Consider the following 21794-nt stretch of genomic DNA (forward strand, 5'->3'; position numbering starts at 1 on the left):
AACTCGTTATTTTATGCGAAATACATGTGCAATTGGGGCAACTCCCGTAAGCTCGCTCTCTGGTAAATGAACGATCAATCCCGTTGTTGTTCGTTCGAATATTAGATTTTCTTGTCCGCCAACAAGATCCATTTGCGTTACAGCCTGCTCGAGTGGAATACAAATTACTTTGCTCACCGTTTCCTGCTCTTTCGGGTACAAATGAATGGCATAGGTGATATCGCCATTTTTCGTGAAATGTGTATTTCCAGCAGAGTATGGCGCGCATACGCGCGTTCCATAGATCGCCTCCCCATGAACGTTGAGCCAATCGCCCATTCCTTTCATCCGATCCAACGCTGTTGGTGACAAGCGGCCATCTGGTTGTGGAGCGACATTAAGTGCCAGGTTTCCGCCTTTGGCTACAACTTCAACGAGCAAATGGATTAATTGACGTGTCGTCTTGTAGTGATCCTCGTACCGATAAGAGAACGCTGTCCCCATCGTAATACAGCTCTCCCATGGAATAAGCAGGGGATGCTCGGGCAACGTTTGTTCAGGTGTAACGACATTCTCATACGGGCCGCCAACGGTACGGTCTGCACTTAGCAGCCATGGCTGCTGCTGACGTGCCTTCTCCACCACTTCACCCAACCGAATATCCTGTGGATTATTCTTATTCTGTGGACATACCCACCCCGCATCCAACCAGAGCATTTCAATCCGGCCATATTTCGTCATCAATTCCATGATCTGATCATGTGTGAACTGTACGAATTGCTCCCATAGCCATGGATAATCTTGTGTTGGATACGAAGGACCTCGATTCATGAACGTCCCCGTCTCCATACCTGGGGCCCAGTATGTTGGTGTGTGCCAATCGGCTTTGGAGAAGTAGGCGGAGATCCCAAGTCCCTTGGCCCGAAAAGCATCAAATACGTTCTTACAAATATCCGCGTACTTATGTGCATGGAAAGGACAATCCTTGCCCGTAATGCGATAGTCTGTTGTCTGCGTGTCCCACATACAGAAGCCATCGTGATGCTTCGTCGTAAAGTTCAAATATTTAAAGCCACCCTCTGCCGCAACCTCTGCCCACTTCTCAGGTTCGAAACGGAGCGGATTAAAGGTTTTATTCAGCCCGAAGTATTGCCGCTTCAATTCCGCCGAATCAACTCCCCAATCAATATCATCTCGTGACCAATCTCCATCCTTATCACTAAGCGCCCACGATTCAACAAGTCCAAGCTGCGAATAAGGTCCCCAATGCATCATCAGGCCCAGCTTCTGATCCTTGAACCATTCCAGCTGATCTAATAGCTGCGAATCCTCCGGCTTAACGTACTCCTCCTCTGTGCTGTAATTGTGAACTCCTTCAACAACAATTTGCTCCTCGACAACATTAGTGTCACTCACTTTTGCACGACCTCCATGCAGCTCTTCTGAGGCTGCGATTCTATTGATTTAGTATGATATATTTTCAAAAAAACATTTGACATAATAATAAATATCCGCTATAAACATCCTATTATGGAATATAAATAAGTATTCAAGCGCCGATCTATATCTTGCTGTATTCATAGCTTGATAGGAACATCTCCATGTATACGCCATAAAAAGGGGGAAAACACTTTGAACTATAACTATTTCAAATCGAAATTGTTTCTGAAATTCACCGGTTCGTATCTACTTATCCTTCTTATTCCGCTTATATTTGTAATCGTTTTCATTTACCGAAATGCTACCGATAATTTACAAAAGGAGATTGAAAATGCTCACTTTAATCAGCTCACCCAAATTAAAACGGTGGTGGATGGACGCATGAATGATTTAAGAGATATGGCGTCACGGATGTCATACGACGCTCGTCTCGCTCATTATCGCATACTGGATCCTTATGAAAGTCGTGATGCCATAGCGGCACTAGATAGCTACAAATCTTCCAATTCCATTGTGGAGGATATATTTCTGTACTATCATCATGACCCTAATATTTATTCCAACCATGGCATGTATAGCCTGGATGTATTTCGTAGCTCCTATCAGTTTGGAAGCTGGAAGAATGATGAACTTGTGACTGCTTTAAACTCGTCCAAATTTCCATCTATTCGACTTACGAACATGCTGAATCAAAATTCACCACTCGAGCAATCTGTATTAACCTATATCCTGCCGATCATTCCCAACACCTCAGATCCATATGCTTCTGTCATGTACCTCATTAAAGAGAAAGAGTTGGCATATCTGATCGATTCCGTTCTCGGTAACTATCGAGGATTAACGTATATTTTTGATAATCATGGACGTGTTTTATCCTATAGTGGCCATGGAGATACAGCTAGCCAACAGGATATCCAACGGTTATCAGAGCTTCCACCCGGCATACATAATCTATCGATAGACAACGAAGATCATTCGGTTATTTCCGTCACATCGGATGTCAATGGCTGGTCATATGTGACTTTAATGGCGAGTAATCAATTTTTCAGTAGCGTACTTAATGTTCGGAGCTTCATCATTATTTTATTCATTGTGATCGCCATTGTAGGAACGGCCATCGCTCTATTATTCGCTCGGATGCAATATCTTCCGATTGCTGAGCTCGTTCGCTTCACGAACAAAAAAACAGATACACCGGCCTCCGGAAATGAGCTCGAGTATATACGAACAACATTACAGCAGTATAGCTCCAAGGTTGATCTCCAAGAGCCCTATGCACGCAACCATGTTCTCTCCATGCTATTAAAGCATGGACATGCACAAATGATGACGCATGGAATATTCGATACCTTTCATCTGCACTTCGACCAAAGTCATCATTTTGTCATGATGATGGGCTGGGATGACTTAGAACAACAGCATCTTCAGGCGCGACAAGAAGTACATCGCAAGCTTGCGTTTATTGAATTTCCAGCGCTTGCTACACAAGTATACGGTGTAGAGCTCCCGCAATTGGATCAGCTCGCACTCATTGTGAGCTTACAGCTCGAAGATGATGAGGCACTCGCTGCACAAATCGTTCACATCGTGGATGCGATCCGTGAATATACGTTAGGCATAATGGATATCCACCCGATGATCGGTGTAGGCAAATGTTATGAGAGCCCTCAGCAGCTTAATCAATCCTTTGTTGAGGCTTGCTCCGCCTTCGAATTGCGTAAATCGACCGAGCATGGAACCACCGTGTATTTTGAAAAGCTATCCAGTGCCCATGATCAAACAGTGTTACTCCCTAGTAACGAGCTATTAAAGCTTGCACAAAGCTTGAAGCAGGGCAACTACGAAGTCGCCAAACAAATTATTCACACAGCCATCCATGGGCTTGATAATAAACAACGATCTACCCTGCTGATGCGATGCGTATTGTTCGACCTGCTGAATACCATGCTCAAAACTGCAGTTGAGCTAAAGATGGATAACATGATGCAGTCTGCTTCTCCCCATTTCATGAATGGTCCCGTCCATCTTATAGAGCAGAATTTCTACCGTTTAGCCACTCAGATTTGTACACAGGTAGAGCAGACGCATAAAAAAGAAGAACATTCACTCATGGATCATATCGTTGCTTTTATCGACCAGCACTATGTTGATCATTCACTTAGCCTTGAATCTGTTTCTGCTGCGTTTACGATTTCACCTTCCCATCTCAGTCGTTCATTCAAGGATAAGGTCGGCATCAACTTCGTCCAATATATTTGGCAAAAACGATTAGATAAGGTCAAGGAACAGCTCGTAATAACAAGTGATTCGTTAAAAGATATTATCCAGCGCGTCGGCTACCTCGACACACCAAACTTTATTCGAAAATTCAAAAAGGAAACCGGTTATACCCCGGGCCAGTATCGACAGATGAATAGTAATCATCCCAATACTGAGCCTAACGATACCGTATAATCCTTCCTCGCTTAGGGTTCATCATAACTTCCCGGTCATGCCTAGGATGACCGGGAAGTTTTTCAAAATATGAGAATGTATAAGCTTCACAAATTATTCGCTAGCAGCCCATGTATCGTATGCTTGTTGATACGTTGATTCGAGCTTCTCATACCCCATTTTTTTCATTTGAGCGATATATTTGTCCCAATTGGATAATGGCTCTGCGCCTGTAACGAATTTCGCTTCCATTTCCTTCACGTATTTATCCAAATCGGAACGGAGTGTTTTGATTTCCGTCTGTTGGTCTACCGTCAGGAATACCGATGGGAAGGGAGTCTTTGCAATAGGTGTAAGCTTTGTAGCTGTTTCTTTGTCAATCCAGTCATCAAAGCTAGTACGAAGACCTAAAACATAGCTGTTCTCATAGGAACCTGGTGTATTAATCCCGTAGTTTGGCGTGATTGTACCGCGGTATTCTTCACGATCCGTACCATCTGGAACTGGCAGCCATTCTTTCTCGCCTGTTGCTTTATCTTTGTATTTAAATAACGTACCTTCAGGTCCATACGCCCAGAAGGAATACCCTTCTTCGCTAAATTGGTAATCAATCCAGCGCATACTTGCTTCCGGGTTCGGGTTCGTGTTTGAAATCGCGAAACCGCCAATGGTGTTAATACCAGGATGCTTGCCGTATACAGGTGTTCCAGCAATATCACTAGATACAGGCTGCATCATCGGGTTATCTTCACTCGGTTCACCACCAAGCGTGAAGTATGGGAAATAATCGGAGAATAAGGCCACTTGATTGTTTTTCCCTTTTGCTTTCTTCTGCTCATCGGTTTGAGAGAATGTTTCATGATCCAGCAAATCCTCGTTCCATAAGCGATTCAAGAAGGTTAAATATTCTTTGTAGGCTGGTTCAGCTTGTGGAAAGTGTACTTTGTTCTCCTTATCTACGTAGATATCCTCGTTATACATCCCCCAGAATCCGAGGAAGAACATCCGTAAATCATCTAATTTCACAGAGGATAGAGGAACCTCATCGTCTTTACCGTTTCCGTTCGCATCTTCCTCTTTAACCTTCTTCAAATAGTTGTATAGCTCTTCTGTTGTCTGCGGTAATTTGTTTTCCATGCCGAACTTCTTCAAGAACTTCCCGTTATACCACATCGGTCCACGATACCATACCGCAGATGGCTGAATATTGCGTAGTGCATAGATATGTCCATCTGGTGTTGTCATTGATTTGCGAATATCCGGATTTGCATCGAGAATTTTTTTTAAATTAGGTGCGTAGCCCTCATCAATGTATTTTTCTAAAGGCAGCAACAATCCTTGACTTCCGTAGGTAACTTGATCCGATCCTTTTAGATCCGCCGCATAGAAAATATCGGGAAGCGTACCGCTTGCAAATACCAAATTCTTTTTCGTCTCAAAGCTGTCTTGTGGGGCGTTTTGAATCTTTAACTTAATATTCGTCATCTTCTCGTATTCCTGAATAACAGGCATCTTGTTCCAATCCTGACGTCCTATATCCGGTGCCATAATGGATAGCTCAATCGGTTTATCCACGATAGGAAAGCCCGTCTTATGAACCTCTGTGGCTGTGTCTGAGCCTTCTGTGCTTGCTGTCCCCTTATCGCTACTTGATCCACATGCAGTAAGAATAGACATTGACATGGAAAGAACTAACAACATGAGTCCAGCTTTACGATAAATCGTCATACAAAAACCTCCCCTTTGTTATTTGTATCTTAAGATCAACCCTTAACAGAGCCAATCATGACACCTTGCACGAAATAACGCTGTAAGAATGGATAGACAACAATAATCGGAAGCGTAGATACGATAATGACCCCATACTTCACAAGTGAAGCAATTTCTGCCTTGTTGTTCTGGGCTGCTGCAGCTGTCGCATCGATAATGCCACCTACTTGAGATTGCATTTCCTGAAGCACGAGAATCTGACGAAGCACAAGCTGCAATGGATACTTCGCATCATCATTCAAGTAGATCATGGCGCCGAAATAGCTGTTCCAATGCCCTACCCCGTAGAATAAGGCCATAACTGCGATAATTGGCATCGATAACGGGAGAACAATCCGCAGGAATAAGCGAATATTCGTCGCGCCATCGATTTGAGCCGCATCTTGTAGCTCAGCTGGAATGGAGTTCGCGAAGAAGGTACGAGAGACAATAATATTCCAGATTGACGCTGCGCCAGGAAGTACTAGTGCCCACATCGTGTTGACCATGCCTAGCCCTTTTACCAACATGTATGTAGGGACGAGACCCCCTCCAATGAACATCGTTACCATGAACATCCCCATGAAAAACCCACGACCTACAAAGTCCTTACGACTGAGTGCATATGCCGCTGGCATCGTAACGACCAAGTTAATCGTTGTGCCTAGCAATGTATACAAAATCGTATTTCCATACCCCGTCCAAATCTTCGAGTTCTGAAATACAATTTCATACCCCTTAAAGGTAATACCTTTTGGAAGAAGCCACATTTCACCGGAAGCAACCATCTTCGGATCACTGATAGATGCGCTAATAATATATAAGATGGGATATGCGACTAACAACAATGCAATTGTCACATACGTATAGGTGCAAATTAGAAATATTCGATCTCGCTTAGATAGCTTTATACCTGATACCATAAATTCCAACCTCCTTCTACCATAGACTGTTCTCGCTCGTACGGCGGACAATTTGATTCACCGTAATAAGCAGGATGCAATTCACAATGGAGTTAAATAAACCAACAGCTGTTGAGAAGCTATATTGCGCATCGACAAGACCAGATCGATAGACAAAGGTTGAAATCACGTCAGAGCTTGACATATTCAATGAATTTTGCAGAAGTAATATCTTCTCAAAACCTACACTTAACAAGCCACCCATATTTAGAATTAATAGAATGGTCATGGTCGGTATAAGCGTTGGAATATTGATGTGGCGAACACGCTGGAAGCGAGAGGCTCCGTCAATAATTGCCGCTTCATGCAAGCCTGGGTCTACTCCCGAGAGTGCCGCCAAATAAATAATCGTCCCCCACCCCGCACTCTGCCACACGCCTGAGAATACATACATCGTCTTAAACCAACCAGGGCTTGTCAGAAACTGCGGTGCACTAAAGCCTAAGCTTTCAATGGCATGAATAATCATTCCGTTCGATGGAGACAAGAAGGTAATAATCATCCCCGCCATAACAACGACAGAAATGAAATGAGGTGCATACGTAACGGTCTGAACAAGTCGCTTGAAGAAGCCATCCTTCACTTCGTTAAACGCAAGCGCCAGAATAATTGGGATTGGGAATCCAATGGCTAATTCATACAAGCTAATACTGAGCGTGTTCCACAGCAAATCCCAGAAATAGTACGAGTTAAAAAATCGAATGAAATGATCAAAGCCTACCCATTCACTGCCAAAATAGCCTTTTGACGGAATGTAGTTCTTAAAAGCAATCTGAATCCCATACATCGGTCCATAGCTGAAAATGAGGAAGTAAAAGAATGCGGGTGCGATAAAAATGTAAAGCTCCCAATTCTGCCAAATCTTCTTCCATGTCTCGTTTCTGCCCTTACGCTTTTCTTTCGGTTCTGAGTTCACAGTTCGCATGTGTACGCTTTCCGTTTCATGCATCGCGACATCCCCTCCTTGTAGGTAATGATGAGAACACTCAGATCATCGAGTGAGCATCATTATCTGTTGCATTGTTATCTATCGCATTGTTGTTAGCGCTTACATTTACAATATAAACAATTGACCCAATCGTAAATATGTCATTCTCGCTTGTCAAAAATTACGTGTTGTAGTGCGGGAATAACCGCGTCACAACGCTATGTGGGCATCATAACAGTATGTCATTCTTGTGCTTTCTCGTTGATCATTTCGTTGTATTACCATGCTCACCTGCACACAGGGCAGTGTATGTAAATCTCCACAACATGTGTTTTTTTTGCGTAGTACAACTCAATTCACACATAATCTAACGTTTGTTGACTAATAAATCATGTTTGTTATCTGGATGATAATCGCATTGCTCTTATACAATGAACTTGCGTAAAGCGGTTTCAAGAGCGTGTCAATTTACAAATGACTTACATGAAGGAGTGAACGAGATGAGCGCAAAACCTGAACAACTGAAGCGTAGAAAGCGCTTTACTTGGAGGAAACAAGATTTTGAATTAACACTATTAGCTATTCCCACAACGATTTGGTACATTCTGTTCTGTTACTTACCCATGTTCGGCATTATCATCGCTTTCAAGCAGTTCAAAATTTCTGGGGGCTTTATTAGCAATGTAGTAAATAGTCCTTGGGTCGGTTTTAAAAACTTCGAATTTTTATTTAAATCCAATGATGCCTGGATTATTATCCGCAATACGATTGGGTATAACATCATTTTTATTATTACGGGCATCGTACTCCCAGTGTTGTTCGCGATCATGATTGGATTACTCCATAATCGCAAAGCCAGCAAAGTGTATCAAACGATGATGTTCCTCCCTTATTTCCTCTCTTGGGTCGTCATCTCTGCAGTCGGTTGGGCATTCTTCAGCTTTGACAAAGGGATCCTGAATCAATTTCTCGGTAACATCGGACATGATCCCGTGAATTGGTACATGCAGCCTGAGTATTGGCCTTACATTCTCGTTCTATTAAATATATGGAAAGGTATCGGCTATGGCATGATTATCTATCTCGCTACCATTACAGCGATCGATAGTTCGTATTATGAAGCCGCTGTCATTGATGGAGCCTCAATTTGGCAACAGACTCGATTCATCACACTACCTTTACTCAAACTGGTGATCGTGATGATGTTCATCCTGTCGGTCGGACGGATATTCTATACCGACTTCGGTCTCTTCTTCCAGGTCACGCGTGATTCTAACTCCTTATATAATGTGGCCACGACCGTTGATGTCCTCGTCTATAAGCAACTGAAAAGCGCAACGATCGGTATGGCATCTGCTGCTGCATTTGTTCAATCCGTTTTGGGATGTATTACGATTCTGTCCGCCAACTGGATTGTGAAGAAGATTGATCCAGATAGCGCAATGATTTAGGAGGTAAGAACATGGCAACAAAAACCTATGAATCCGGGCTTGATAAGTTTAATCGAACAAGTAAAGGAATTAACATCCTATTTAACTCCATTTTTCTGGTCATCGCACTTGCCTGTGTTGTGCCCGTTATCGTCGTATTATCGATTTCATTAACCAATGAATCTTATATCCGAGACGTTGGCTACAGTATCTTTCCAGCCGATTTTTCTTTTGAAGCTTACAGTTTTATTGCTAAGCAAGGAAAGATGATTCTACGTGCTCTAGGCACCTCGACCCTTGTCACTGTAGTAGGTACTGTACTTGGCGTCCTTCTTACAACATCGATGGGTTATGTTATTTCACGCCCGTCTTACAAGTTAAAAAGCTTTCTGACTTGGATCGTATTCATTCCGATGGTTTTCAATGGTGGTCTCGTATCCAGTTATTTCATCAATGCAAACTTACTAGGGCTGAAGGATAGTTTCTGGGCTCTGATCTTACCGCTTGCAGTCTCATCCTTTAACGTCATTATTTGTAAAACCTTTTTCACAAGCACGATTCCAGATGGTGTAATCGAATCGGCAGAAATTGATGGTGCTAATCAAATTAGGATCTTCTTCTCGATCATATTGCCTATATCGCTACCTGTTCTCGCAACGATAGGATTGTTCCTATGCTTCAACTATTGGAACGACTGGTTCCAATCCATGTTGTATATTGATAACCCGAATCTCTACTCGTTACAGGCGTTGCTTAACAATCTAATGACCAATGCCGATGCACTTGCCAGAAATGCTTCAAGTATGGGCGTTAGTTCTGCAGAGCTCATCGCGAAAATGCCTAAAGAGTCCGCGCGTATGGCGGTCGCCATCCTCATCATCTTGCCTGTTGCTTGTGCATATCCATTCTTCCAGAGATATTTCATTTCTGGTCTGACAGTCGGCGCAGTCAAAGGCTAAATTACGAAGTAAGCCAAATTTATACTGGTTTATGATATAGCAAACAACCAATCCATAGGGGGAGTTAAAGTGAAGAAAATCTTCAAGATTGCCTCAACACTCTGTATTCTGACATTAATGGGATCCGCCTTAGCAGCATGCGGTAGTTCCAACAACTCGGCTTCATCGACGAATGAACCATCAAACAACTCTACATCAACAGAAGCAGCAGGTAAAAAGGATATTCCGACCCTGGTATGGTGGCAGATCGGTAATACGCCACTTCCTGCGAACTTTAGTAAAGCAATTGACAAGATGAATGAATATACTGCGGAGAAAATCGGGGTAAAAGTCGATCTTCGTGTGGCCAGCTGGGGCGAATGGGATACGAAGATGAACACCATTGTGAACACAGGTGAGCCGTTCGACATGATGTTCACGAATAACACGAAGTATAGTAAACAAGTCGCGATGGGAGCTCTTACGGACATCACGGATTTAGTCCAAAGCGAAGCCCCTGATCTGTACAAATCCATTCCGTCCGAAGTATGGGATGGCACAAAAATTGGCGGGAAATACTACGCAGTACCAACCTATAAAGACTCATCTGTTTCTCAATATTGGAGCTATGATGACAAGCTCGTACAGAAATACAACATCGATTACCAGAACATTACATCGATGCAAGATTTAGATAAGCCACTTCATGATATAAAAGCTGGTGAAGGAAAAAGCTTCTACCCACTACGACTTATTCAAAGTGAAGCCTTCTCCGGAATGTTCAATAACTATGATGATTTAACGCTAGGATTCTTCCCTGTAGGTGTAAAAGTAGATGATCCTTCTCGCAAGGTGATCTCTGTTTTCGAACAGCCTGATGTCATGGCAAATTTGAAATTGCTTCATAAATGGTATCAGGATGGAATCATCAACCCAGATGCTCCAACCAAAACAGAAAAAGAAAAATATAACCCATTTGGTACGCAACAAGCCTTCCCAGGTGCAGAGATCGCGATGCAAATCAATGCGGGCGTAGAAAAATTTGTTATGAACAAAACATTTGGTCCTCTTTATACGACAAGTACAATTCAAGGCTCCTTAAACGCAATCTCTGCGAATTCCAAGTACAAAAATGAAGCTTTGAAATATCTGCAATTAGTAAACACAGATTCAAAGCTCCGTAATATGCTAGCATTTGGTGAAGAAGGCGTTGATTTCAAATATGTAGATGGTAAAGATAACGTTATCGAGCGCACATCGGATACATGGCCGCTAGCTGCTTACTCACAAGGTACCTTCTTCAATATGGCTATAACCAAAGGCGCACCTGAAGATCAATGGGACCAAGTGAAGAAATTAAATGAACAAGCTGTAGCCTCCACTGTTCTAGGCTTCGCACTCGATATCAGCGAAATTCAGACAGAAGTTGCGAACGCACAATCTACATTTGATAAATATAAATACGAATTGCTAACAGGTGCTTCTGACCCAGAGAAGATTGTACCAAAAATGTTAGACGAATTGAAAAAAGCCGGACTGGATAAAATAATTCAAAAAGCGCAGGAAGAAATCGATAATTATTTCAAGTAAGCCATACACCAATACGACACATGGTATAGTTTGACAACTATACCATGTGCTTTTGTTGTAGAATAGGCAAGTTGTAATTGATTATATAGATCTTTTTGTACTATATTCAATTACAACCAACATGTATTGAGGTGCCACATGAATACGTTTCTACGCATTAAAATTTATCGTAGTAAATTTTGGACCTATGTGATATTCATTCTGTTAATCGGACTGACGTTAGGAGCACTAACCAGTGCCATCGTCATCAATCAGTCCGTTGGTAATGCCCGCATCGAGGCTGCAAATGCCTTTTCTCGCACAGAGAACAACTTACAGAATGACGCAGATCGTATTGAAGCTTATATGCAGCGTATTTATTCAAATCAAGATTTGATGAACGATGCTAGCTATTTTCTAAGTCCAACCATTGATGAGTATCTTACTAAACGATTAAAGAACAGTACATTCAATCAACGACCGCTTATCTCTTTTCCTGAAGATGTGAAAACTTATCTGTACAATTGGGCGCAAGGAGATATTACACAAATTAGTGTTCATACAGTGAAGCAAGGCAATGTTATAGACTTTAATAGTAATGGCATTCCCCACTTCCAGTTTGGTCTATCCAATGATGATCTTATGTTTACTGAGAATAATCAACGGGGGTTTGTATATCGCAAAAAATTGCTTCAGCTTGCGGAGGGTTCCGCCGAAATTCGCTTTCAAATTAGCAGTGAGCGAATTTTTAGCATCGTTAATAATTATCAGCTTGGCCATGCAGCAGCGATTAATGAATCAGGAGAAGTGTATCTGATTGGCAACGACAATACAATGTCTGAGCAGATCATTCAGCAGGCCATTGCCAATAAAAATACGCATGGTGTAATACTAAAAAACTGGATGTCTCCCATTTTCTATGTCACTTTTCCATCTACCAAATTTAATTATAAGTTTGTTAGCACCATTGAATTAAAGGTATTGGTTCAGCAGCATGCGTCTACGCTTATTTTATTATTTCTAGTTATTTTAACAGCCATGACCTGTGTTCTTTTACTCGTTGTCTATAACCTGCGAGATGACGCACGATTCCTGCACCGTATTATTCAGTCTATAAAACGCGTGAAGACAGCGAACTTCACTCCAAACAAACCTGCACGCTATCGTCGAAATGAATATGGTATGATTGCACGTGAAGTGGATGACATGATTCACAAGTTAGATAAACATATTCGTAATGAATATTTGCTAAAATTGAAACAGCAAGAAGCTGAAATGAAAGCGCTACAGCATCAAATTAATCCTCATTTTCTATATAACACCTTGGAGGTCATTCGTTCTACCGCATTAGTCAATCAAGATGCGCATACAGCCGATGCGATTGCTACCTTAGGTGCCCTTTATCGTGAAATGGTAAAAAAAGAGAACATTATCTCTATTGGAAGCGAGTTAGAGCTACTCGAAAAATATTTAAAAATTATGGAGTTCAAGTATCCTGACCACTTTTATTACCAAATTGATATGGAAGATTCGTTACTCGATGTACCCACCATTAAATTTTGGATGCAGCCTTTGGCGGAGAACTTTTTCATTCATGGCTTTGACAAAGAGAAAGAATTTAATTTATTTGTCGTCAAGGGTAGCGAAGATGAGCATTACTACAGATTGGAATTTATTGATAACGGGGTGTGGATTGAGGAAGAACGCTTAGCCGATATACGACGAATACTGTCTAGTAAACATGAAATATCGACCAAGAGTATTGGTTTATATAATGTTTATGCAAGATTAAGCTTTTACTATGATGAAGGTTTTTCAATGCACATTGAGAACAATGATGAAGCAGGCGTAAGGATTTCTGTACAGATTTCTAAAGAGGTGACTAGAGATGTACAAACTTTTAATCGTTGATGACGAGCCACAAATTTTAGAAGGCATGAAACGAATTCTAGATTGGAAGCACTATGGATTTGATTATGTCGAAACCTGTGTTTCGACGGATGCTGCTGTATCCAGAGCCGTACAATTAATTCCTGATATCGCTATTTTTGATGTATGTATTGGTAAAAATCTTGGTTATGATGCCATTCGACAACTCAATGAAGTTCAACTTCCTACGAAATATATAATTATGAGCGGGTATAGTGATTTTAGCTACGCTCAACAGGCTATCCGATGTGGGGTCAAAGATTATTTATTAAAGCCATTAGAGAAAGAAAAGCTCCAGCAAGTTATCGAGAAAATAATTGTTGACGATCTTCATGGTAGCATTGGGGATCCACAGACGAGCACTGCCCACTTGGATCCAGTCATGGGTGTTCCTTACGATTCGTTATCGAAGCTAGTAAATCGCATTTTGCTCATGGTCAGAGAAGATTTTAATCAGAATATTACCTTAAAATCTGTCGCCGATCGTTTTCAAATGAATAGCACCTATCTCGGGCAATTGTTCATTAAAGAAACGAATATGAAGCTTTCCGAATATTTAATGCTGTATCGCATGCAACGTGCTAAAGAGCTTATCCAGACCACGAATGAGAAAATCCATTGGATCGCATGTTCAGTCGGATATAATAATATGAATTATTTCTACACACATTTCCATAGCTATTACGGAAAATCTCCTTCCGATCTGCGCTAAAAAAGTTAGACAACGATTTGCTACCAAGAACGAGTCAAGGAGATGCATGTCATGTATAAACGTTGGTTTATCTTTGGCCTTTTTCTATTACTAATCATTCAATTAATCGGTTGCACCAAACATACAGAGGCTCCAATATCTAATAATGAAACGCCCGTTAACCTTATTTATTATACGATCGGCGAGCCGGACAATGATCTACGTAAGGTGAATGACAAAATAAATGAAGTCCTTTTGCGTAAAATCGGCATTACGATCACCTATAACAAAATTGGCTGGCAAGAATACGATAGCCGATTAAATACAATTATTTCATCCGATACCCCCTTTGATATTGCCTTTGCGCCGGATTACTCTACGTATGCAAAACAGGGAAAGTGGTTGAAGCTGAATGACTATTTAATGAACCAAGGCAAGGACATGTATAATGCAATTGATCCAATCTTCTGGAAAGGTGTCCGTTTACCTGATGGCAGCATTTACGGCATACCGACGAATAAAGAATTAGCCGTAGTTGAGCATTGGATGTATCCCGCTGATCTTGTAAAGAAATATCACATTGATATTACGAAATACAACACGCTAGAATCGCTAGAGCCACTGTTACGTATGATTCAAATAAATGAGCCCGATTACTTGCCCATGGAATTTAACCGGGATGCTCATAATTTCTTTAAGATGTATGGATATGAATATATAACGAACTATAAAATTCCGTTAATGATTCAATCGACACAATCAAATGCTTCGATCGTCAATATTTTCGAAACGGATGAAGCCAAACAAATTTTAAAGACCGTTCGAAGATACTATCAACTTGGTTTCATTAATAAAGATGCTGCGCTGCGTGAACCAAGTTCACTTCAACGCGGGTTGAAAGTTTTCTGGAAATCCGCAAGTGGAGGCCCGCTATCCGAGAGTGTTTGGAGTAAGGATCTGGGCTATCAAGTGGTCGCTCATCCGGTAACACAAGAAGTGGCAACGACAGAATCCGTTCTTGGTGGCATGATGACTGTAAATGCAAATACGAAGCATCCGGAGGAAAGTATTAAATTTCTAAATTTATTAAATACCGATCCCGAATTACGTAATTTATTCAACTATGGGATCGAAGGAGTCCATTACAATTTAAACAAAGTGGGCCAGGTTGTCCTCGTTTCACCAAATTATACTGGGATACAGTATACACAAGGCAATTGGTTTATCTTAAAAACACTTGGTGGAAAATATCCTGATCCGCTAGATAAATGGGAACAATACAGAGCGTACAATGCTAAAGTGGTGGAATCTAAAGTACTCGGCTTTAATCCAGACCTTTCCTCGCTATCTGAGCAAGTCGATGAGATCGAAATCGTCTGGAATAAATATTATCCGATTCTCATGACCGGCAGCGTCGATGTAGATACCTTTCTGCCCAAATTCAATCAAGAGTTGCACGAAGCAGGTATTGACGACGTACGCAAAGCCATTCAAGCGCAGTTAAATACTTGGCAGAAGCATCATTCCAAGTAAGGTGAGGTTAGCATCTTTAACCGATGCTGAAGAACTTTCTAGACTAATGAATTGGTTGCTATTTCCGCTTAAACAGTGAAGAGAACGACAGATTGTGGAAAAGCGGAGCGGTGACGTTAATCCTAGATAAAATCAAAGCTGTCCCAAGTAGCCATTTCTATGGCTTTTGGGACAGCCTCTTTTTCACATCCATATTCATCAAATACTCTACGGATACAGGACCATTCCACCATCAGCAAATATCGTAACTCCCGTCACATAGCTTGCTTCTTGAGACAGTAACCAAGCTACAGGTGCAGCAATTTGTTCCGGTGTTCCAATTTGACGTGAAGGAATTTTGTTCAATATTTGTTCAGTAATCTGCGGATCACTGAGTAATTTACCGTTCATAGGCGTATCAATCGCTCCAGGAGCAACGGCATTAATCCGAATTCCTCGATCGGCATATTCACGTGCTAATGATTCCGTTAGTAGCTTTAACCCACCTTTGGACGAAGCATAATGTACATATTGAGGCTTAGGAATCTGTTGATGCACGCTCGATACATTCACAATACTTCCCTGCATATCTTTCTTCAGGAGATATTTAATCGTTTCTTGGCACCCTAGAAATGTTCCGCGCAGATTCACATCCATGATCCGATTCCACTCATCTATAGGTAATTGCTCCGATGGATATTGAGACTGTACCCCTGCATTATTAACAATTCCATGTAATGTTCCGAAATGACCTACCGCCACATCAACTAATTTATTGGCGGTATCCACTTGTCCTACATCACCTTGGCACGCAACAGCTTGCCCGCCTGAGGCTTCAATGAGCGCAATCGCTTCCTCGGCTAAAGCTTTACTTTGATCACTCGTAAAATTGATAACAACTTTACATTTTTCTTTGCCCAAGCGAAGCGCGATCCCTCTACCAATGCCTTGCGCTGCACCTGTGACAATAAATACCTTTCCCTGTAAATCGTCAAACATAGGAACATCTCCTTACACTACGTCGTATGACTTCCATTCATCGAGCTACTCCATGATAATTTCAATGCAAATGACTTTGTCTGCTGCGCCTTGATCACAATGGCTTCACCACGTTGGATCGATTCCTGTAACCCCGCTTCATGTGAAGCCGAATTTGGTTCTACACCCATGACATAACAGGCCCCGTAGAATGGATAGTCTTGAAGACCATTAAATTCTTGCCACAACCACAGGTTTGGCATCGTGTCTACATCCCATTCTACACGAACACGTAAATCCATTTTATCATTTATAATCGTATAGCATCCCATCGTCAACTCTTTTAGAATCGCAAAATCTGTAGCCTTTCCTGAAGGAACATGTCCTAGATCACAACTCATATCTTCTATCGGCCATGAAAATACACCTTTTTTCAAACGAGATAATTCCGAATCCCGCTCATACGATTCGACCGATCTCGCAGGTGCTTCAAGCCGTGTTCCAGGTCCAATGAATGGCGCACCGAACGCGATATGCTGTCCCCATTCGGCATACAAAGCTTGCTGCCCCTGATTCGTAACGGATTCCTTCAACTCAATGCACTGCTCTACTTCGTCTATCGTTACAATTCGCTCCATCGCAAAAGGTGATTTATAGAGTAGTGTGGAGAATATAATCTGAACCTTTGTATCCGTTACTTCTCCGAGCTTATATGTCCAGGGTACCTGACAAGCCTCGCCGTGAAAATTATGCATAACTCCATAGTTATAGCTATCATCCCCTGCATTGGGGAATAAAATTTGCCAGCCCCCCGGGTAGCTTTGTAACCAGCGCTCCTTGGACGTATGACAGAAATCGATGCGATTCCCTAGATTGGAGATTCCCCAAGGGCTTTCCCATAATATATTCGTACGATCAATACAAATTTTATAGATATCTCCACCTTTCTCTGGCAGAAACTCTACGATTAATCCGTCTCCCACGACCTGTAACACGTCCATGTGACCAGGGTTTGAAATGGTCCGAATGTCCATATTACAGGATCCCGAACTTCTCAAATACCTCGGATACTTTCATCCCCTTCAAAATATGCTCACGAACCATATTCTCTCCGTTCACCTTCTCGAATGCTTTTGCAATGACTTCATCCTCGACATCCTTCGGAACGACAACAATACCATCTATATCTCCGAAAATAAGATCACCTGGCTGTATCTGTACGTCACCAATTTTGATCGATACATCAAAATCAATCACCTCATTGCGGGCATAAGAATCGGTTGGACGCGTCCCTTTTACAAACACAGGGAAGCCTAGTTGTTTGATTTTCTTTACATCACGGCACAGGCCATCAATAACAGCACCTCTACCTCCAGCCACCTTCGTAGCTGCGGACATTAACTCACCGAAGAAGGCAGAGCGCTCGGAACCCCCGACATCACCAACAAAAACTTCACCAGGCTGCATACCATCTAGCACTTCAATTTGCTTTTTATAGGCTTGAGCCGGTTTTCGATAGACGTCTGCTACTTGGACTGTTTTGGCGTAACCGCATACGACCATATCCGGGTCTAGTGGACGAATATGCTGTGGTAATGCCTGATTACGTAGCTCTAGACTATCCAAAATATCAGATATGACGGCAGAATATAGTTTTTCTTGCAATTGATCTAAATAGGCTTGATTTTTCATAAGATTCATCCCTTTTCTATAATATTTATGCTCTTATTCCTGTTCAACTTGACGCATAATGGCACGCATATAACCTAACGCATACGCCATCCCCGCATGCCAAGGCGCATCACAAGTCATTAGTGGCGTATGGTCGGGTATAAGTACACCTGTAAACTGATGCTTCTTCAATACACGTAATGCTTTCAACATATCAATATCACCTTCATCGACAAAAACCTCTGTGTAATGAGGCACCTTCCCTTTAACATTACGAAAATGAACATATGAAATTTTATCCTGTGAAGCATATTGATCAATTGCTTCATACACATCTCCACTCACCATTTCTTGAATAGAGCCCATACAGAACTCAATCGAATTACTTTGGCTAGGAACAAGGTCTATCATTTTCTGATATTTATCAGGCTCATTCACTAATCGAGCATGCTGACGGATTTGCGGCATCGGCGGATCATCTGGATGTAATGCTAATTTAACCCCAGCTTCTTCCGCAACAGGTAGAACACGTTCTAGAAAATAGGCCAAACGATCCCATATTTCTTGCTCCGAGGTTGGTGGGAGATATCCCTTATCTAACAAACTCGCGTCATACGTCATATTCCACACCTGACCCAGTGGGATTGGATGATTTAACTCATTGCTGTCAGGATGAAACGTCGATGTTAGTGCTCCTCCTCGTGCAGATGGCTTTTGAATATGTCCCCACACACCAGCAATACTGAAGTTATATCCAATTACAGGAATCCCTGCTCGACCTACATTCCGGATGATCTGCTTAATCTGTTCAATTTGTTCGTCTCGTTTTGGGCCAGCAAGTAACACATCATACCAATCCGATGGATTAAAATTTTCAATCGCTGCGAATTCAAGTCCTTCTTGATTGAGCTCTTCTTTTAATTTCACAAGATTCTCATATTCCCAGATTGGGTCATTTAAGCGTGCTACACCATAATTTCGTTGCCCATCTGTTGAAGGAAGTCCCTCATCATCAATATCTCCATAATAATTTACGAGATGGACAACAACCGCCTCACAGCCTGCCTGTTTCGCAAATCGATAATAATCTGTATGTAACATATGACGATATAAACCAATACCTAATCGCATTTCTTTTGCTCCTTTACATATTGTTCCTAAGATACCTAAACTAAAATCTGAAATATCAGTCAAAGCAAGAAAAACCTCACCTACGGCTCGGTCCTTTAAAGATCTGAAGTAAATCCATCACACTGCAGGGGTGGAGGGACCGGTATGGATTCCAATCGCTGTTGAAGTTCTTGTTTCCTTTATTATTTTTATGGGTTGGGTTGAAACAAGAACTTCAAAGGTGACCGCTTCGCTTTTCCATTCCATATCCGTCCCCTTCTATTCAACTTGGGTGCTTTCTTCTACTTTTCCAATGCCAAGTAAATCTTGATTCCAATAAGCCAATTCCGGGTGATTTAGGGTCGGATAACGGCGCTAGCACGTTTACGTTACCGGTGGCACATTGTATTCGGTTTTTCGCATACATTTGGCACGTTTACGTTATCGGCGACACATTGTATTCGGTTTTTCGCATACATTTGGCTCGGTTACGTTACCGGCGGCACATTGTATTCGGTTTTTCGCATACATTTGGCTCGGTTACGTTACCGGTGGCATATTGTATTTGGTTTTTCGCATACATTTGTCTGTAAGCTTGGTCGGTCCTTCCCAAAGAGGCCTGACCTTAATAAAAAAAAGCCCCCCATGGCCACCCGTTGAATATAGGCCCATCCCTTGAATTCGTATCCTATTTCTCCGCAGTCTAGAAATTTTATACTTTCTAGTATGTCAAGCATAAACGACTACGTCGTCCATTTAAGGGTGAATAGCATTTGTGCGTGAAATTGGTAATGGGATTCCACCCGATCTTAGATAGCCCCACCATTCTCTTCTATTAGAAACATCATGTGTTTCTTACTCTTCTCCAAGTGCGACACGAGTAAATGAGTCGCTTGTTCCAGACGATCATGCTTTATTTCCTCAATAATCTGTTCATGCTCTAGTAAACCTTCATTAGATCGATCGAAGTTCTGGAAATGAAATATACGTGAAATATACAGAAAGCTATTTAAGAGCTCATATTGATTTAGAATTAACTGATTATGGCTCATCGTCACAATAGCTTTATGAAACAGAACATCTGCCTCTAGAAATTGCTGGTAGAAAAATTGGGAACTATTCAAATGGGTTCTGGCACGCTCAACAAACTCTGTCAATTGCGTAACAAGCTGCTCACGATCTTCCTTCGATAGGTGTTCCAAACACCATTTCTCAATCATGATGCGAGCATCCATCACTTCAGCGATTCGCCCACTCGTTAATTGACTTACATAGGTACCTGACCGTGATACGACTTCAATAAGTCCATCATTCGCCAAACGATGGATCGCAAGCTTCACAGGAGTTTTACTAACCCCCATCTTCTCACTTAAATCATTGAGATCCAGTCGTGCACCACCTTTATATTCCCGCGTAAGGATTTGATTCTTCAAAATTTGGTACACTTGCTCATTTAAATCTAGTCGTTCAATTTTTACATTCATAGGACAACTCCAATTGATTCAAGTTAAAACTGAAATATCAGATATTAGATTTAAGTTCATTATAAGATGCATCTTACAGAAATTCAATACTTAATTGCAGACTTTCGAATGTGTGCGCCATGCCTTCGGCGTTACACCAATTAATTTCTTGAAGACCGTCGCGAAATGTTGGCTCGTCTTAAACCCAAGCTCCATAGCAACATCCGTTATGCTCACCTTCGATTCCTCTAACATACGACAAGCACAGTCCATTCGAATCCGATCCATAAACGCTGTTGGTGATTGTCCGTTCATTTCACGAAATATACGGTAAAAGTGCGACTCACTTAAACCAATCTCCGACGCAAGCTGTCCTATCGTATAGCGTTCAGATGGATTCTGTTCCAGTCTTGTCTTAAGCTCCAGCGTATACGCGTGCATATCATGCGACTGCGCTTTGAGTGGAGTGTTATGCAAAATGCGTTGTAGAATTTCCAGAACTCCATGACGAATCTGAAATTCCACAAGCTCTGTATCCTGCTGGTTAATTAACTGTTGGACCCTTTTGAAATAATCTACGATTTCCTTGCTAACCAACTGAATACGAGGACAGCGATGTATCCATTGTGCAAATACTTGGCGTTCAGCATCATCCAGTCCGAACCAATGACCATGCTGCAGCGGATCACGAACGATGATCCACCAGATCCTACATGGCCCAATATAATCAAAACTAGCACGGTGACGTTCACCAGGTCGTGTATAAATGATATGCTGTGCGCTCGTTGGGTGAAATTGTCCATTAACTTCCCACACTGCGGTTCCTTGCTCCATATATACAAACTCATAAGCATCTTCGTGCACGTGATTTGTCAAAGGCATGGCTCTACTGAAATGGTCGTATCCCAGAAGGATCAGATCTTTAACATGGGCTGCAGGACCCTCTTCCCAATCGATTAAATATACCCAGCGTTCACTCTTTATAGCGTCTGTCATCGTATACACGCTGCCT

Annotated in this window: 17 protein-coding genes; 7 read left to right on the forward strand and 10 right to left on the reverse strand. The window is 41.8% G+C overall.

Features of this window, described 5'->3' with window-relative positions:
- Positions 1–6 precede the first annotated feature (6 nt).
- On the reverse strand, positions 7–1395 hold the full coding sequence (locus tag NYE25_RS08665; RefSeq protein WP_341145715.1) for an alpha-L-fucosidase: 1389 nt from the start codon (positions 1393–1395) through the stop codon (positions 7–9).
- A 216-nt stretch (positions 1396–1611) separates the two neighbouring features.
- Between NYE25_RS08665 and NYE25_RS08670 the strand changes: the two genes are divergently transcribed.
- Positions 1612–3873 (forward strand): helix-turn-helix domain-containing protein, encoded by a 2262-nt coding sequence (locus NYE25_RS08670; RefSeq protein WP_341053221.1) that lies wholly within the window; start codon positions 1612–1614, stop codon positions 3871–3873.
- Between the two features lie 93 nt (positions 3874–3966).
- Here NYE25_RS08670 and NYE25_RS08675 read toward each other — a convergent pair whose 3' ends face one another.
- Genes NYE25_RS08675 through NYE25_RS08685 form a run of 3 tightly spaced genes read right to left on the reverse strand, consistent with a single transcriptional unit; the run spans position 3967 to position 7488 of the window.
- On the reverse strand, positions 3967–5580 hold the full coding sequence (locus NYE25_RS08675; RefSeq protein WP_076286256.1) for an extracellular solute-binding protein: 1614 nt from the start codon (positions 5578–5580) through the stop codon (positions 3967–3969).
- A 35-nt stretch (positions 5581–5615) separates the two neighbouring features.
- Positions 5616–6524, reverse strand: a complete 909-nt coding sequence (locus NYE25_RS08680) for a carbohydrate ABC transporter permease (protein ID WP_076286257.1) — start codon at positions 6522–6524, stop codon at positions 5616–5618.
- A gap of 16 nt (positions 6525–6540) precedes the next feature.
- A complete protein-coding gene (locus NYE25_RS08685; RefSeq protein WP_076300648.1) occupies positions 6541–7488 on the reverse strand; it encodes an ABC transporter permease in 948 nt (315 codons plus the stop codon).
- Between the two features lie 503 nt (positions 7489–7991).
- Here NYE25_RS08685 and NYE25_RS08690 point away from each other — a divergent pair.
- The 6 genes from NYE25_RS08690 (at position 7992) to NYE25_RS08715 (ending at position 15581) form a co-directional block, all read left to right on the forward strand.
- A complete protein-coding gene (locus NYE25_RS08690; RefSeq protein WP_076286258.1) occupies positions 7992–8942 on the forward strand; it encodes an ABC transporter permease in 951 nt (316 codons plus the stop codon).
- 11 nt (positions 8943–8953) lie between these two features.
- A complete protein-coding gene (locus NYE25_RS08695; RefSeq protein ID WP_076286259.1) occupies positions 8954–9880 on the forward strand; it encodes a carbohydrate ABC transporter permease in 927 nt (308 codons plus the stop codon).
- Positions 9881–9949: 69 nt separating this feature from the next.
- Positions 9950–11449 (forward strand): ABC transporter substrate-binding protein, encoded by a 1500-nt coding sequence (locus tag NYE25_RS08700; protein ID WP_076286260.1) that lies wholly within the window; start codon positions 9950–9952, stop codon positions 11447–11449.
- Positions 11450–11587: 138 nt separating this feature from the next.
- Positions 11588–13339 carry a sensor histidine kinase gene (locus tag NYE25_RS08705; protein WP_076286261.1) on the forward strand — a complete coding sequence of 584 codons (1752 nt, stop codon included), beginning with the start codon at positions 11588–11590 and terminating at the stop codon, positions 13337–13339.
- Positions 13317–14069, forward strand: coding sequence for a response regulator transcription factor (locus NYE25_RS08710; protein WP_076286262.1), 753 nt, complete (start codon positions 13317–13319; stop codon positions 14067–14069). Before NYE25_RS08705 ends, NYE25_RS08710 begins: the two co-directional genes overlap by 23 nt.
- Before the next feature lie 51 nt (positions 14070–14120).
- Positions 14121–15581 carry an ABC transporter substrate-binding protein gene (locus tag NYE25_RS08715; RefSeq protein ID WP_340970801.1) on the forward strand — a complete coding sequence of 487 codons (1461 nt, stop codon included), beginning with the start codon at positions 14121–14123 and terminating at the stop codon, positions 15579–15581.
- A gap of 207 nt (positions 15582–15788) precedes the next feature.
- Here the strand turns inward: NYE25_RS08715 and NYE25_RS08720 are convergent, their stop codons facing one another.
- The 6 genes from NYE25_RS08720 to NYE25_RS08745 form a co-directional block, all read right to left on the reverse strand.
- Positions 15789–16559 carry a glucose 1-dehydrogenase gene (locus tag NYE25_RS08720; protein WP_076286264.1) on the reverse strand — a complete coding sequence of 257 codons (771 nt, stop codon included), beginning with the start codon at positions 16557–16559 and terminating at the stop codon, positions 15789–15791.
- Between the two features lie 17 nt (positions 16560–16576).
- Positions 16577–17572: a DUF4432 family protein gene (locus NYE25_RS08725; protein WP_341145716.1), complete on the reverse strand. Its 996-nt coding sequence runs from the start codon at positions 17570–17572 to the stop codon at positions 16577–16579.
- A gap of 1 nt (position 17573) precedes the next feature.
- On the reverse strand, positions 17574–18230 hold the full coding sequence (locus NYE25_RS08730; protein ID WP_341145717.1) for an RraA family protein: 657 nt from the start codon (positions 18228–18230) through the stop codon (positions 17574–17576).
- Positions 18231–18263: 33 nt separating this feature from the next.
- Positions 18264–19340 (reverse strand): mannonate dehydratase, encoded by a 1077-nt coding sequence (locus tag NYE25_RS08735; protein WP_341145718.1) that lies wholly within the window; start codon positions 19338–19340, stop codon positions 18264–18266.
- 788 nt (positions 19341–20128) lie between these two features.
- Positions 20129–20803, reverse strand: a complete 675-nt coding sequence (locus NYE25_RS08740; RefSeq protein ID WP_341145719.1) for a GntR family transcriptional regulator — start codon at positions 20801–20803, stop codon at positions 20129–20131.
- A 90-nt stretch (positions 20804–20893) separates the two neighbouring features.
- On the reverse strand, positions 20894–21778 hold the full coding sequence (locus NYE25_RS08745; protein ID WP_076300565.1) for an AraC family transcriptional regulator: 885 nt from the start codon (positions 21776–21778) through the stop codon (positions 20894–20896).
- Between the last annotated feature and the right edge of the window lie 16 nt (positions 21779–21794).

The sequence above is a fragment of the Paenibacillus sp. FSL E2-8871 genome (genome assembly GCF_038000345.1).
Taxonomy (GTDB): domain Bacteria; phylum Bacillota; class Bacilli; order Paenibacillales; family Paenibacillaceae; genus Paenibacillus_AQ.